The organism is Oceanobacillus sp. FSL W7-1309 (assembly GCF_038002145.1).
GTDB lineage: Bacteria > Bacillota > Bacilli > Bacillales > Amphibacillaceae > Oceanobacillus > Oceanobacillus profundus.
Window position 1 is genome coordinate 233,705 of record NZ_JBBOBX010000002.1, and the last position, 14,929, is coordinate 248,633.

Consider the following 14,929-nt stretch of genomic DNA (forward strand, 5'->3'; position numbering starts at 1 on the left):
TATTTTCCTTACTTAATATCATGAAATTCCGCTAAATCATTATACGGCTTGGTGCATTTGTTCATATGCTACGAATGAAAGAAAATAAACTTATTCGGAGGTGTTTGCAGCTATGCAAGCAGAAAACTTAACAGGGGGTCAAGAACTCCTATGTATCAACACAGAAAAGGTATATGACTGGATTCTAAACGAAGCAACGTTTGATTTAAGCCTGGCTGATTTGGAATTACCAGTTAACCCTGCTACTGGCGCTCAATTAGAGTGTGACGACATTGACATCGATACGGTAACCTGTGCAGTTGCTCCTACTGCTGTGGATCCAATTGTCATTTTAGATCGAGTAGATCAGCAATTCGTTATCGATGGTGCACAGGTAACACTTCAGCTGGTGAACATTCGTAAGAACTTTGAAGTAACAATTTTCGTAGACTTAATACCAGAACTTGGAGGTGCGACTGTAGAAGTCGGTACTGCCGAATTTACACGTTGTGAACAAGTAATTCTGTGTGCACCAGAAGGTACAGATGTTAATGTAACTTACACAGATTTAGATTGCTTTGTTTGTACAGCAATTTGTGATCCTACAACAACAGCAACTCCTGATGAGCTAGATGTGACAGTTACTGTTCGTCTTTGCCAAAGTATTCAATCAGTTTTTGATGTAACACTGGAGATTGTTGCAGACTTCTGTCAACCAAGGGATATACTTCCAATCCCTCCATGCCCTGCACCTACAATCCCACCTCAATGCCCGGTAATTTTCCCAAGTAATAATACTGTCAGTGGTGATAAGTGTTAATCTTCAAGCATAGAAATAAAGAGAGGATTATTTCTCTCTTTATTTTTTATGGAGGTGAATTATTACATGAAAAGAACTGATGAAATACGACAAAAAATCGTAAAATGGCAGGAAATGAATACTTCATATCTAAATGAAATTAAATCTTTGGTAACAGAAAGGAAAGCATTGAACGAGTTCCACGTAATCAGCTACTTCTCATATTCACTAAATATATTTCATAAACCGGGAATCGAAAATTACTGCCTAGGTTCTTTTCATATACAGAATGTAGGAGGAAGACCGCTCACTAATCCATATATATGTATAAAAGTGTCCCAAGATTCTCCCTTTGACTTTTCTGGGAAATATTTATATAAGGATTCCAAGCAAAAAATGAGACTGACAAATGCGTGGGAACGGATAAATGATCCAATGGATAAACAGGAGTATTGGCTAAAGCCTGTTGGGAAAAGTGTGCTTAATCCTTCTGAAACACTTACTTTCTCAAATTTTCAAATGAAATGGTTACCGAAATCTACCTATGCAGGCAGTATAATGGGATTTACTTATGGGGATGAAGCAAAAGATGGAATTAGTTCCTTCAACCAGATTAATGTCAATGGAACAATAGTGGAGGAGGAGGGGAATGAATAATAACCAAAACAATTCAAACATAGAAAAATTAATTAAACAATTAATAGATGGGTATAAGAAGGAACATTTGGAGGAATTAGGAAGTGACAATAGGAAAGAAAACAACAGTTTTGTTTTTTTGGAAAAAAATACATTACATATGTTTATTAGTTTTATGTTAATACTTTTGGAAAAACAACATGATATAGGTGTAAGAAGTGATGAATCGGAATCATCTGTTAAAGAATTATCGTCTTACCTGGATTCCATAATCGAAGATAATCAAAAGGATTTTGAGGAACTTATTGATATATTAAAAAAAACCTAATGTTAGCTTATGCTAAAAATAAAAATTACTTTCTGCCGACTATGTTGTTTCTATAGAAAGGTTACGAGGTGATTAAATTGGGTAATCATAAAAGCTGGTTATATCTCCCGGTAGAAATAAAAGTCAGAGAATTAGATGCTAAGTTGCTTTTAGCATATTATGCTGTAAAAGAAGGTTACCGTGTCATTATTGGTGAACATAGAATGGTTGAGTTAGCATCAGCAACATATCCTAATGGAATCTTTTTTTCAAAAGGTTATCCAAAAGGATTTAGAAAAAGAATTATAACAAATGCAAAAAATAACGGACATATGATAGTTGAACTGGACGAAGAGGGGTTAATTTTGAGCAATACAACACAGTACCTAGATGACAGGATGAGGTCAGAAATGCTTGAATTGGTAACACAAGAATATTGTTGGGGAGAATTTCAAAAAGAAACCATTACCAAAGTTACACAGGAATTTGCAAGTAAATGCCATATTGTAGGCCATCCAAGGTTCGATCTTTTAAAATCAAAGTTCCAACCTTTCTATGAAAAAGAGGTTGAAGATATAAGAAAAAAATATCATGACTTTGTTTTGATCAATACTAGGTTTACACTGTATAATTCTATAACAGAAAAGAAAAACCAAAATACAGATGAGCTTACTTTGTATATAAAGCGCTTATACGATTATTTCTTGAATCTGATCAAAGATGTGTGTGTGAGATTTCCTGATACTAACTTTGTTGTTAGACCACATCCAGGAGAGAATATAAACGCTTATCGGGAAACATTCTCCCAACACCATAATGTACATGTAATTCATGAAGGAAGTATTGTTAAGTGGCTTATGGCTGCTAAAGTAATTATCCAAAATGGTTGTACTTCAAGCATCGAGGCTTTTTTAGTTGGAAGCCCGATCATTTCATATATACCAGTTACTTCAAAAGAATTTGACGTGGAATTTCCAAATGAATTAGGGTTCAAAGCTAAAAACACACACGAGGTTAATAACATATTAAAGAATATACTAAATAAGCATTCCGCTGATCATCTATACAAACAACACGTAATAGAGAGTGAAAAATATTTAAATCAGTACTATGAATGGTCGAACGAAGAATTTTCCTACGTTGAAATATTACGTTTATTAAGTACCATTAAACTAACACCATCTTCCAGAAGATTATCTTCCTCACAAAAAACATTCTATTTAAAAGAAAACAAGAAAGTGAAGCATTTTTTTCCATCGCTTACAAATACGGAGATTGTGCACTTTTTTAGTAAATTAAATGAAGTAGAGAAATCTAATAGTGGTTTTATTATTAAGAAATTAGGAAAGAATCTTTATGATATATACCAAAAATAAATTTTGAGATTTAGACATGCCAATTTTTTTAGGAAAAAAATATAAACACCTTGTTTCCCTTCCGTAATGTAATAAATGTACAAAGCTTGGCTTGTGGTTGCATAATACCCTCCTCTAAATTGTATTTTTTTAAACCATATTCCTTTCACAACTTTATGTTTATATCAAAACACTATAAAATTGCTTATCGACCTTGATGAATGCAAAAAAAAAAGATACTTTTAATGAGTATCTTTTGTTGTCAACATATGAGATGACTACTGGAAATAAGCTAGCCTAAAAAAGAGGTTTGACATATGAAATGAGAAACGTAATGGCTCAGTCAGGAGATGAAGGAGCAGCCATATGCAGCTTTGCAGAAAAAACATCGTCAGATAATTTATTTTCCATAACGTCGTAATTAACAGAAGGCTATCGGTAAGTTTGTGCTTAACGATTCTTTATCTCTATGCCGTGTTTTACAACGTAGTGAGTTCGATACGCTTATCATATATCGATACTCATTATATTCTATGTAAATATGTATAGCTTGTTCAGGCGAACGACCTAATTTAAATGAATATTGACTAATTGGACGTATACTATCGCCTTTACCTTTATTTATTGGAAACATATACTAATTTAGTGAATAGGAAAAGAGGTGTCAAGATGAGTGGAATTTCTGTAAAAGCACAGAAGATCCGAAAAAAAGGTTGTGGATGTGGATCAAGTCAAGTATTAAAGTCACGTCGCCTTGATGGTGCAACGAATAGTAGATGGGCAATAAATCGACCAATTAAAGCAAGAAATTTACGATAAGTTTACAAGAAACAAATTGAATAAATAACAAACCAATGGTGGTTACCATTGGTTTGTTATTTAAAAAGAAATCCAATTAAAAAATCGGTAGCAATACTGAAAGGCTGTTCAAAAGGCGGATTTGCTACTTTATCAAATACATTCCATCAAAAGGGACTACTTGTCTTGTTAAACCCATCAATATCCAATCGAATTTTTTCACACTAGTGTGGATTTCTCAATTTTTTTCTGGTTTCCTTTTCAGAGCTTTTAAAAGCAACGGTTGTTCCTTCTTATTCTGTAATTTCCTTAACATATTTTCAAGTATGAAGTACTTTACCCATTTCCATCGCTTACATATTGAATGGGTTACCAATTACATCCATAAATCATCAAATGTAAATTCCTTTCCGCTGTTTACAATATTCAACTCCATTCCTCGTGTGTAATTTCAACTAAACGTTTTTGTTACAACTACAATTGAAATGAAATCTGACTTGGAATATAAAATTTAAAAGGGATATATTATTTAAAAAATACTCCTGTTATAATCAGGAGTAAGTATGTTTTATTTCAGCTTAAATGAATTTTAGGAAGACTGCTAGATAAAGTTTATTTTATTCTTCGTTTCAAAAAATGAAAACGTTCTCTTTTGGTGTGAACAATTTAGCTGAGATGGGAGGATTTAATTATGAGCAATTTAAAATGGAATCAACCGGAAAAGTTACGTGCACTATTAGCAGAAGTAGTAAGCTGGAAGAGTATGACGCTTTCGGAGGGGGAGCGGCAATTTCCTGCAAAGCTACAAGCAAAGCTGCAGGACTTGCTGTATTTTCAGCAACTTCCAGATCAATTGGCGTTACATGAAGCAAATTTTAGGAGGAAGTTTCTAACAGCATTATATAAACATCCTAATGCAAAAGAAACCATCTGCTTGATGAGCCATTTTGATACAGTAAATACAGAGGAGTACGGCTCTTTAGAACCATTAGCAACGCAGCCTGAAGAACTTACAAAGGTATTAAGAGAAAATCAAGAAGCGTTGCCCAATGAGGTGCAGAGGGATTTAGAATCTGGTGAATATTTATTTGGTCGAGGGACGATGGACATGAAAATGGGACTTGTCATGCATATGAGCTTATTAGAAAAAGCGACCGTCGAAAAATGGCCAATTAATTTGTTATTATTAACCGTTCCTGATGAGGAAGTGAATTCATCTGGTATGCGGCATGCTGTTCCGATACTTTTGGAGCTGCAAAAAAAGTATCATTTTAGCTATAAATTATTTTTAAATAGTGAACCAGTTTTCACCCAAGAGCCAATGGATCGAGCACACTATTTATATACAGGTTCTATGGGTAAATTACTTGCAGCTGCTTTGTTTTATGGTAGGGAAACACATGCTGGTGAGCCATTGAGTGGAATGACTTCACCATTTATTGCATCTTTTTTAACACGAGAAATGGAATGGAACGATTCGTTTCAAGAGACTGTATTAGGTGAAACCACACCACTTCCGGTTACATTACAGCAAACAGATTTAAGATTACTCTATTCTACGCAAACACCATACAGATCTTCGGCATTATATAATATTTTTATGATGAAGCGCAGCGCAAAGGAGATATTTGATATTTTTGAATCCGTAGCTCAAACCGCTGTGGCTAAATGTAATGAAGCGTACAAGAAAATTTGTGAGAAAAACAATGTAGAGCCGATCGGGAAGGTACAAGTTATTCGTTACAAAGATTTATTAAACTACGCTATAAAAAAGTTAGGTGAAGGGTTCGTTAACGATGTTATAGCTGATATTCAGTATGAAGAAGGCTGGGATGAGCGAGAAAAATCGTTACGTATAACCGACAAGTTAATGCTCCAATGTCAAGAGCTTGCTCCGGCAATTGTAATTCTTTTAGCACCACCATATTACCCCGCAGTAAATTCAACTGGTAATGAACTCGTTGAAGCTTGTACAACATTTATAAAAAAGTTAGCAAAAGATAAATTTAATTTAGAGATGAAACGCATTCACTATTTTAACGGGCTATGTGACCTTAGCTATGTAAACTATATGGGGATGTCAGATGGTTGGAGTGCATTTGAGGATAATACACCAGTATGGGGGGATAGCTATTCGATTCCATTTGAGGGAATGCAGCGGCTGAATGCACCGGTACTTAATGTCGGCCCCTTAGGATATGATGCCCATAAACGTACAGAACGACTAAGTTTAAAAAATGCTTTTGAAGAATTTCCTGTTATAATGGAAACTTTAATCCATAAGATTAGTAGATTATAGGTGCTTGCTGTATTTCCATTGCTGATGAAGATGGTTTTGTTGGACGTTATGTAGGTGATGAATTAGATAATGGTATGGTAAAAGTTGGGGATAAAGATGTATAATACGGGTACGTAACAAGGGATTATATCTTTTGATACGAGTCAAATTAAAGAAACCATTCATTCGGCAACTCTAAGGCTTCATCCAAATGCCATTCAAGGTAATGTAACTTCCATTCAAATTATATGCATGCTGGTGTATTTGGAAATCATGCATCACTTGAACAGTTGGATTATTCATATAAAGCAAGCGAATCAAATCTTGCTACCTTCTTGCTATTCGTCCGATAAAGCAGCATTTTATTGGACGATTGTTATGTATTCAGCAGCTTTCCTAACGAATTGTATTTGTTAGTTATGGGCAAACAATTAATACAAATAAAGATAGGATAAGCATTTCCAAAGAATGCCGGACGCTATGTAAAAGTTGGATTTACTAAAGTTTTATTTTTTTTAATCATAACATGAGATCTTAATGTTATGACCTATTAGCGAAAGTGTACATTAATACAACAAATATAAAGACACAGAACCTCCTGGCACGATGTACGTAACTACGGAGGTTCTTTTTTATGTCAAAACATAACTTAACTATTGTCCCGGTTATATCACAAACTGAAAGTAAAAAGTGTTGCTAACTAGAGTATAGATCCAGCCCGAAATTCGAAAAAACCCTATAAATAGACGATAGCACGGGCTAAACAGATTTTAAAACAATACTATAACTTATAAATGAAAGGAGGTAATTTATTTGGCTAAATATGAATCAAATAGATACAGGAAAAGAAGAAAGTATATTAATAAGCTAAATAAATATAATTTATTGCTGGATGAAAATTTAAATGCTGAAGCAGATGCAGACGCGGATGCTGATGCATATTTGAATGCAGAAGTGGATTCAAAATCTGACTCACAAGCAGATTCTGATTCCCAAGCAGATTCGAACTCAGACTCAGACTCTGGCTCAACTTCAAATGCAGATGCGACAGCGAAAGCTGATTCAAATTCCGACTCCGATTCAACTTCGGATGCAGATGCGACAGCGGACTCGAATTCCGATTCCGATTCAACTTCGGATGCAGATGCAACAGCTGATTCGAATTCCGACTCCGATTCAACAGCAGACGCAGATGCTACATCTGATTCAGATTCAAACTCTGACTCCGATTCAACATCGGATGCAGATGCTACATCTGATTCAGATTCAAACTCCGACTCCGATTCAACAGCAGATGCAGATGCGACAGCGGATTCAAACTCTGACTCCGATTCAACGTCAGATGCAGATGCAACAGCGGATTCAAACTCTGACTCCGATTCAACGTCAGATGCAGATGCAACAGCGGATTCAAACTCTGACTCCGATTCAACGTCAGATGCAGATGCAACAGCGGATTCAAACTCCGACTCCGATTCAACAGCAGACGCAGATGCTACATCTGATTCAGATTCAAACTCCGACTCCGATTCAACAGCAGATGCAGATGCGACAGCGGATTCAAACTCTGACTCCGATTCAACGTCAGATGCAGATGCAACAGCGGATTCAAACTCTGACTCCGATTCAACGTCAGATGCAGATGCAACAGCGGATTCAAACTCCGACTCCGATTCAACAGCAGATGCAGATGCGACAGCGGATTCAAACTCTGACTCCGATTCAACGTCAGATGCAGATGCAACAGCGGATTCAAACTCTGACTCCGATTCAACGTCAGATGCAGATGCAACAGCGGATTCAAACTCCGACTCCGATTCAACAGCAGACGCAGATGCTACATCTGATTCAGATTCAAACTCCGACTCCGATTCAACAGCAGATGCAGATGCGACAGCGGATTCAAACTCTGACTCCGATTCAACGTCAGATGCAGATGCAACAGCGGATTCAAACTCTGACTCCGATTCAACATCAGATGCAGATGCAACAGCGGATTCAAACTCTGACTCCGATTCAACGTCAGATGCAGATGCAACAGCGGATTCAAACTCTGACTCTGATTCAACAGCAGATGCAGATGCGACAGCGGATTCAAATTCCGACTCCGACTCAACATCAGACGCAGATGCGACAGCGGATTCAAATTCCGACTCAGACGCAACATCCGATTCAGATTCGAATTCAAACTCCGACTCCGATTCAACATCAGACGCAGATGCGACATCAGATGCCGATTCAACGTCAGACGCAGATGCGACATCAGACGCAGATTCAACGTCAGACGCAGATGCGACATCAGATGCAGATTCAACATCAGACGCAGATGCGACATCAGATGCCGATTCAACGTCAGACGCAGATGCGACATCAGATGCAGATTCAACATCAGACGCAGATGCGACATCAGATGCCGATTCAACGTCAGATGCGGACTCGACGTCAGATGCGGACTCGACGTCAGATGCCGATTCAACGTCAGATGCGGACTCGACGTCAGATGCCGATTCAACGTCAGACGCAGATGCGACATCAGACTCCGATTCAACCTCAGATGCGGACTCAACGTCAGATGCCGATTCAACGTCAGATGCAGATGCAACAGCGGACTCGGATTCTAATGCAACATTCGAAAATAACAATATTGAAGCCAATGCTGGTAATAATACCCTGACAACAGGTAACAATACGAACATTAATATTGGTATCAATGATAATACAAGCATATTAGTAGTATCATTACTTTCTATTATAGGTATATTAGAAGCTTTTAGAGGAGAAAACAACCCGGAAAATATGGATAATTTAATGACTAATCTTACAAATACACTAAATGTATTGTTAGAAAGAGAAGATAGTAATCGAGCAGCAATTCTTAATGCAATAGAATCTTTAAGAAATGAGTAAATAATCTGGATAAGGAGGAGATTAGATGGGTAAAAGATCCGTATCTACTTGTAGGATTAAGACGGATCAAAGTCAAGAAACGCTTACTGTAGCTATTAAAAATAGTAATCAAAAATATAGTCGTCCTTTTAAACTAAATGTATACGATGAAGATTCAAAAACAAAAGAAAAGCTACCAGTTTATTTGAATGAAGAACGAATAACTGAAGATACAATTGGCCCCTCAGAAGAGAAAGAATACAAAATAAATGTATCCAATGTAGATAGAAAAGTTGTATTCCAAATTATTCAGGAAAATAGTGGCGGTGGAATGAAAATGGGGGTAAGCAAAAGCAGTAAGCACCCAACACATGTAGAATTTCAGATGAAGTAAATTAATTATTTGGGCTGTGTGAAAGGTTAACAAACCTTAGGTCACAGCTCAAACTTTTAAATTAATTACGATAGATGTGAGAATGAAAGAATCTTTAACTTGAGAGGAGAATTCAAAATGACTATAGAAGAGAAACTAGCTGTAAAGCATGCGAATAAGGAAGAGAAACTAGCAGCAAAGCAATCGGTTAAGGAAGTGAAAGAGGCAGCTAAGCAAGCGAAAAAAGTAGCAAGAAAAGCGAAAAAGGAAGCAAGAAAAGCAGCTAGGGAGGAAAGAATAAAGTAGCTGAGCCAAACGAAATTCATTTAATAATAACTAAAGATGTGGATAACAAGTTTCTCTATACCACATAGGGGGGTGTCAAATAGAGTGTTAACGTTCTAATTGATTCAAGGTACTTTGACACCCTTACTTTATTGCTCAACGAAGTAAATTTGTATCATTTGAAAAGGAAGGGATCAAACGAATATATCACAGGGAATTATAAAAGATTATCCTATTCCTATCCCAGCTGTTTCCGACCAGAACCGTATCGTGGTTTAATTAAAATATGAGTCGTCTCCTTTCATTATACATACATGTTATAACCGGATTGTATGCTACTATATTTCTCTAGAGTTGAATGAAAGGTGCACAATATGTTTTAATTTTTTAGATAAAGGAGTATAATTGGTGGAGTATGGGGGTGACACAGATGGGTATCGCGAATATAGGAATTCCAGGACTAATCCTGATTGTAATTCTTGCGTTAATTATTTTTGGGCCGAAAAAATTACCGGAAATCGGTAAGGCGGCAGGGCAAACATTGCGTGAATTTAAGAGTTCTGCAAATAATTTGATAGATGATGATTCTTCGGATGAGAATAAAAATAAAGAAAAAGAAAAAGAAAAAGAGGATCAAAACAAAGCATAAAAAAGGCCAGAATCAATTGATTCTGGCCTTTGTGTTCTGGCTCCTGTGATAGTCGGTTAGCCTAATTGACTGAATAGTTCCGTAATCTCTCCATCACCTATGGGCTTACTGAAATAATAGCCTTGCCCCTCGTGACATTTTTGTTTTTTAAGATAATTTAGTTGGTCTTCACTTTCAATTCCTTCAGCAATTACCCTGAAATTTAAATTTTTTCCCATACTTATGATAGTATTTGCTATGATTTCACCGTCTCTATCCAAATCATCAATAAAAGACTTGTCGATTTTTAGTGTATCAATTGGTAGCCGTTTCAAATAGCTTAATGAAGAGTAGCCTGTCCCAAAGTCATCGATCGAGACATTGACACCAAGCTCCTTTAATTTATTGATTGTTCTAGAAGAAGTTTCGATATCAAGAATGGTCCCTTCTGTTATTTCGATTTCTAAGTAAGACGCATCTAATAGTGATTCATTTAAAATTTCCTGTAAATCATGTATGAATTTCTTATCCTTAAATTGCATTGGTGAAACGTTAACACAAATACGTTGTAGCAAGATTCCTTGTTCTTGCCACACCTTCATTTGGCTGCAAACAGTTGCCAATATCCATTTCCCAACTGGAACAATCATACCATTTTCCTCCAGGATAGGTATGAACTCATTTGGTGCGACAAATCCTAATTTTTTATTATGCCAACGTAGTAATGCTTCCAAACCAACGATTTTATTATTTTTAAGATTGACAATTGGTTGGTAGACAACTGTAAATTCATTTCGCCCAAGTGCCTCTTTTAATTCTAAGTCAATTTGATAATTTCGTTCGAGCAAAATATTTTGGTCCTCTGTATTAAAGCAGTATTGGTTACCGCCATTTCTTTTGGCATGATACATTGCTGTATCAGCCTGTTTCATTATGGATTCGATGAAAGTAATGCTAGGCCACTCCTTTGAAACGTATGCTTGCCTGCTAATTCCAATGCTTGCAGATGTCGACATCTGTTTATCGTCGATTTGATAAGGTAAACGGATCTGTTTCAATATAGTAGTTGCCAACGCTTGTATAGCATGTTCAGAGAGATTATTTTTCAAAATAATGATGAATTCATCTCCGCCTTGTCGTGAAATGAAGTCTGATTCAGTTAAACACTCTTTTAGACGATTAGCAACAGTTTTAAGCATGGCGTCACCAGTGTCATGACCAAAATTATCGTTAATGGCTTTAAACCGGTCTAAGTCTAGATATAAAACAGCTACAACTTCTTGTGGTTGTATTGGTTGATTTTCAACCCACTTGCGAAAGTGATTTCGGTTTGGTAGTTTTGTCACTGGATCTGTATACGCCATACGCTCGATATACGCCTCATGTTCTTTACGAGTTGTAATGTCATGACGTACTGAAATATATTGATAGACTTCTCCATCAGGTGTTAAAAATGGAACAATGGTCGTATCTACCCAGTAATAAGTACCGTCCTTTGCTTTATTTTTTATTTCGCCTCTCCATACATTCCCGTCTTGAATCGTTTCCCATAAATCTTTAAAAAAAGAGCTCGGATGAAAGCCGGAATTAATGATATTATGATTGCTGCCAATTAATTCGGCTTCACTGTACTGTGAAATTTCGCAAAACTTTTCGTTAGCATACGTGACAATTCCATTATTATCTGTTATGGCAACGATTGATGAAGCATCAAGGGCAAATTTAATATCCTTCAGCTTTTGGTATATTTTATCTAGCTCCGTTTTATGGTTCATTTTTACTACCTCCCTTGAAACTGATTCTATAGTTAGTACTATTATTATACTAGATTTATATCTTTAAAGCCAAGCAGACTCTTGAAATCAGGAGAGCTTTATATAACTTACTAGGATATTGGAACTATGGTGTGTGGTTTTATAATTTGAGTAGGGATTTTAGGTCATTTTTCGAGTTTGGAAGTTGACTCAGGGATTAGGGAGGATATAACCGAAAACCGTCTTTAAGCGATTTTCGGTTATCGTTTATTCTTCTGTTTTTTCGGGTGCTGGATAGCTATGCCCTTTTGTATCCACAGTGACTGTTTTAATGCTTTGATCTTCTAATGGCTTATCTGTTTCATCTCTTTGAGCGGCAACAATTTCATCTACTACTTCTATACCTTTAATTACCTTACCAAATGCCGCATAGTCTCCATCGAGATGTGACGACTGCTTTACCATAATGAAAAACTGGGAACCAGCTGAATCAGGATGACTAGACCTAGCCATGGAAAGTACGCCGCGTTCATGCTTTAATTCATTATCAAAACCATTAGATTGAAACTCTCCTGGAATCGAGTAACCTGGCCCCCCAGTGCCAATCCCTTCAGGATCTCCACCTTGAATCATAAAACCTGGAATAACCCGATGGAAAATTAAGTCATTATAAAAACCATCCTCAATTAATGAGATAAAATTTGCCACTGTATTTGGGGCAATTTTAGGATATAGCTCAGCAATGATTTCTTTATCATTCTCCATAGTAATGGTAACAATAGGATTTTCTTCAATTGTGGAGCTCTCTGCTTGTCCACCAGTATTATTTTCTTGCTCATTTTCTGTTTCGTTTCCGCAAGCTGTCACTATGAGAGCAAAAACCATAGCGATGGAAATAAGGAAAAATAGTTTCCATTTTGCTTTTATCTTTCGCACATAAATCCCCCTTACATACTAAAATGATTGAGTATAGTATAGCATGGGATCGATTTACATTCACAATACAAAAAGTCCTATATTTTCCTTGATTTTAGAATATTATTCGTAATCTTTTCTGCTGTTAATTTACAAGGTTGCTATTGTAGGAGGTGTTTTTCATCAAAAAAAGGATGCTAAAGCATCCCTCAAGGTTCCGTTATCTAATGAGAGGAGGAAAGAAAATAAGTTGATAAAAAAGGGAGAACACAACTTAGTACTACATAACAATCTCTAGTATGACTTTCCGAAAGATGTTCCAACGATAATTAATAGGATGAAAAGAACGACAATTAAAGCAAAGCTGCTATTGCCGCGGCCGCCACAATCACTCATATTTTACACCTCCCTGCTTTCGTTTACACATAGTATATGAACGGAATGGATTTTTGGCAGGGCGCTGGGGTTAAAATAAAAAATGATTTGTTGTATATGATGACGAAAGGGTTTTGTGGTATTGATGTAGAACTATTTGTCATAGAAGGGAGGCGAGCGTATATGAAGGAAGCATTAAATAGCTACATCGAAACAGATGCAAAGCTAGAGGGGGCAATAATTGGTATTAGCATTCGCTCCGCAGTATCTGGGGATGTTTTATATGAATATAATCATGATATTCGTCTTCGTCCCGCATCGAATATGAAACTTTTAACTGCTGCAGCTGCATTGAATGTATTAGGAGAAGACTATACGTTTTCTACACAATTACAAACAGATGGGGTGTTAAGAAAAGATACGCTTGAAGGCAACCTTTTTCTAGTTGGTAAAGGTGATCCTACTTTACTGAAGGAGGACTTTAAAGCGTTCGCAGAAGAAATAAAGAAAAAAGGTATCCATAAGATAACTGGAGATATTATTGGGGATGATATGTGGTATGATCATGTACGACTTTCTCGTGATTTAGTTTGGTCGGATGAGCAATATTATTATGGTGCAGAAGTTTCTGCGTTGACAGCTTCTCCAAATAAAGATTATGATACGGGTTCTGTGTTAATCGAAGTGATACCTACAGTTATTGGAGAGCCGCCAATATTTACAATATCACCGAACACAGATTATGTAACGGTTCAAAATAAGGCAATAACGGTGAAAGAGGCTCTGGACGATGATTTGATAGTGGAACGGGAGCATGGCAGTAATCGAATAACAATTTCAGGTGAAATTGCATATACTTCTGAGGCCGTTAAACGATGGATGTCTGTATGGGGCGCTAGTGAATACGCCATGAGGCTTTTCAGCAACGCTCTTACGAAGCAAGGAATAAGCTGGGATGGTGAAGTGAAAATAGGGGAATCCCCTAGGAATGCAACCGTACTAAGCTCAAAAGATTCCGTTCCGCTCTCGGAAATACTGATTCCTTTTATGAAGTTAAGCAATAATGGAATAGCGGAAATGCTAATAAAGGAAATGGGTAGAAGGATTCATAAAGAGGGAAGTTGGGAAAAAGGTATTCCAGTACTGGAGAAGGAAATGAAGCAGCTAGGCATTGCAGTAAAACATCTGTTAATCAAAGATGGCTCTGGTATATCACATAGTAATTTGATTCCGGCAAATGAAATTTCTCAATTATTGTATGAAGTTCAGAAAAAGGAGTGGTTTCCTGTATTTTTGCATGCACTACCAGTAGCTGGACATGCGGATCGAATGATTGGCGGAACACTTCAAGAACGAATGAAATTGTTTTCTGTGCAAGCAAAAACGGGAACTATTGAGGGGGTAAGCACGTTGTCAGGATATCTAGATATATCCAATGGAGAGCGGTTGATTTTTTCTATCCTGGTAAATAACCTACTTGGTGAAGAAGTAGGAAAGGTGATTGAGGATGAAATTGTAGAACGGATAGTGGTGGCGGAAGGTAAATAATCGTAATAGGCTT

Annotated in this window: 14 protein-coding genes; 11 read left to right on the plus strand and 3 right to left on the minus strand. The window is 36.7% G+C overall.

Annotated features, from left to right (window positions below; genetic code table 11):
- Window positions 1-112: 112 nt before the first annotated feature.
- The 10 genes from NST46_RS13800 to tatA all read left to right on the plus strand — a co-directional run bounded on the left by NST46_RS13800 (window position 113) and on the right by tatA (window position 10,345).
- The gene (locus NST46_RS13800; protein ID WP_095314438.1) at window positions 113-799 is read left to right on the plus strand and encodes a hypothetical protein; all 687 of its coding nucleotides are present in this window, start codon (window positions 113-115) and stop codon (window positions 797-799) included.
- 66 nt (window positions 800-865) lie between these two features.
- The gene (locus NST46_RS13805) at window positions 866-1,435 is read left to right on the plus strand and encodes a hypothetical protein (protein ID WP_118890338.1); all 570 of its coding nucleotides are present in this window, start codon (window positions 866-868) and stop codon (window positions 1,433-1,435) included.
- On the plus strand, window positions 1,428-1,742 hold the full coding sequence (locus tag NST46_RS13810; protein ID WP_118890337.1) for a hypothetical protein: 315 nt from the start codon (window positions 1,428-1,430) through the stop codon (window positions 1,740-1,742). Before NST46_RS13805 ends, NST46_RS13810 begins: the two co-directional genes overlap by 8 nt.
- Window positions 1,743-1,819: 77 nt before the next feature.
- Window positions 1,820-3,097: a surface carbohydrate biosynthesis protein gene (locus NST46_RS13815; RefSeq protein ID WP_341137394.1), complete on the plus strand. Its 1,278-nt coding sequence runs from the start codon at window positions 1,820-1,822 to the stop codon at window positions 3,095-3,097.
- Between the two features lie 648 nt (window positions 3,098-3,745).
- The gene (locus tag NST46_RS13820) at window positions 3,746-3,895 is read left to right on the plus strand and encodes a hypothetical protein (RefSeq protein WP_158586303.1); all 150 of its coding nucleotides are present in this window, start codon (window positions 3,746-3,748) and stop codon (window positions 3,893-3,895) included.
- 670 nt (window positions 3,896-4,565) lie between these two features.
- Window positions 4,566-6,173: a M20/M25/M40 family metallo-hydrolase gene (locus tag NST46_RS13825; protein ID WP_251659112.1), complete on the plus strand. Its 1,608-nt coding sequence runs from the start codon at window positions 4,566-4,568 to the stop codon at window positions 6,171-6,173.
- A 792-nt stretch (window positions 6,174-6,965) separates the two neighbouring features.
- The gene (locus tag NST46_RS13830) at window positions 6,966-9,059 is read left to right on the plus strand and encodes a hypothetical protein (protein WP_341137395.1); all 2,094 of its coding nucleotides are present in this window, start codon (window positions 6,966-6,968) and stop codon (window positions 9,057-9,059) included.
- A gap of 25 nt (window positions 9,060-9,084) precedes the next feature.
- Window positions 9,085-9,432 carry a hypothetical protein gene (locus NST46_RS13835; protein WP_095308361.1) on the plus strand — a complete coding sequence of 116 codons (348 nt, stop codon included), beginning with the start codon at window positions 9,085-9,087 and terminating at the stop codon, window positions 9,430-9,432.
- A gap of 117 nt (window positions 9,433-9,549) precedes the next feature.
- Complete coding sequence (locus tag NST46_RS13840) at window positions 9,550-9,717, plus strand: hypothetical protein (RefSeq protein WP_158586218.1); 168 nt, start codon at window positions 9,550-9,552, stop codon at window positions 9,715-9,717.
- Window positions 9,718-10,126: 409 nt separating this feature from the next.
- On the plus strand, window positions 10,127-10,345 hold the full coding sequence (gene tatA, locus NST46_RS13845; protein ID WP_340002028.1) for a twin-arginine translocase TatA/TatE family subunit: 219 nt from the start codon (window positions 10,127-10,129) through the stop codon (window positions 10,343-10,345).
- A 56-nt stretch (window positions 10,346-10,401) separates the two neighbouring features.
- On the opposite strand, the gene NST46_RS13850 is transcribed toward tatA, so the two are convergent.
- From NST46_RS13850 to NST46_RS13860, 3 genes are all read right to left on the minus strand, one after another.
- The gene (locus tag NST46_RS13850; protein WP_095308364.1) at window positions 10,402-12,099 is read right to left on the minus strand and encodes a putative bifunctional diguanylate cyclase/phosphodiesterase; all 1,698 of its coding nucleotides are present in this window, start codon (window positions 12,097-12,099) and stop codon (window positions 10,402-10,404) included.
- Window positions 12,100-12,345: 246 nt separating this feature from the next.
- Entirely contained in the window at window positions 12,346-12,963 is a 618-nt protein-coding gene (locus tag NST46_RS13855; protein ID WP_340003281.1) for a peptidylprolyl isomerase, read from the minus strand.
- Between the two features lie 324 nt (window positions 12,964-13,287).
- Window positions 13,288-13,389 carry a YjcZ family sporulation protein gene (locus NST46_RS13860; protein WP_095308365.1) on the minus strand — a complete coding sequence of 34 codons (102 nt, stop codon included), beginning with the start codon at window positions 13,387-13,389 and terminating at the stop codon, window positions 13,288-13,290.
- A 99-nt stretch (window positions 13,390-13,488) separates the two neighbouring features.
- Here NST46_RS13860 and dacB point away from each other — a divergent pair, with 99 nt between their 5' ends.
- Window positions 13,489-14,916 carry a D-alanyl-D-alanine carboxypeptidase/D-alanyl-D-alanine endopeptidase gene (gene dacB, locus NST46_RS13865; RefSeq protein ID WP_341137396.1) on the plus strand — a complete coding sequence of 476 codons (1,428 nt, stop codon included), beginning with the start codon at window positions 13,489-13,491 and terminating at the stop codon, window positions 14,914-14,916.
- The last annotated feature ends 13 nt before the right edge of the window (window positions 14,917-14,929 follow it).

Excerpts from the sequence above, each read along its gene's own strand:
- NST46_RS13805 (WP_118890338.1), top strand. The coding sequence starts at position 866 with ATGAAAAGAACTGATGAAATACGACAAAAAATCGTAAAATGGCAGGAA.
- NST46_RS13855 (WP_340003281.1), bottom strand. The coding sequence starts at position 12,963 with ATGGTTTTTGCTCTCATAGTGACAGCTTGCGGAAACGAAACAGAAAAT.
- tatA (WP_340002028.1), top strand. The coding sequence starts at position 10,127 with ATGGGTATCGCGAATATAGGAATTCCAGGACTAATCCTGATTGTAATT.
- NST46_RS13800 (WP_095314438.1), top strand. The coding sequence starts at position 113 with ATGCAAGCAGAAAACTTAACAGGGGGTCAAGAACTCCTATGTATCAAC.
- dacB (WP_341137396.1), top strand. The coding sequence starts at position 13,489 with ATGACGAAAGGGTTTTGTGGTATTGATGTAGAACTATTTGTCATAGAA.
- NST46_RS13840 (WP_158586218.1), top strand. The coding sequence starts at position 9,550 with ATGACTATAGAAGAGAAACTAGCTGTAAAGCATGCGAATAAGGAAGAG.
- NST46_RS13860 (WP_095308365.1), bottom strand. The coding sequence starts at position 13,389 with ATGAGTGATTGTGGCGGCCGCGGCAATAGCAGCTTTGCTTTAATTGTC.
- NST46_RS13835 (WP_095308361.1), top strand. The coding sequence starts at position 9,085 with ATGGGTAAAAGATCCGTATCTACTTGTAGGATTAAGACGGATCAAAGT.
- NST46_RS13820 (WP_158586303.1), top strand. The coding sequence starts at position 3,746 with ATGAGTGGAATTTCTGTAAAAGCACAGAAGATCCGAAAAAAAGGTTGT.
- NST46_RS13850 (WP_095308364.1), bottom strand. The coding sequence starts at position 12,099 with ATGAACCATAAAACGGAGCTAGATAAAATATACCAAAAGCTGAAGGAT.
- NST46_RS13825 (WP_251659112.1), top strand. The coding sequence starts at position 4,566 with ATGAGCAATTTAAAATGGAATCAACCGGAAAAGTTACGTGCACTATTA.
- NST46_RS13810 (WP_118890337.1), top strand. The coding sequence starts at position 1,428 with ATGAATAATAACCAAAACAATTCAAACATAGAAAAATTAATTAAACAA.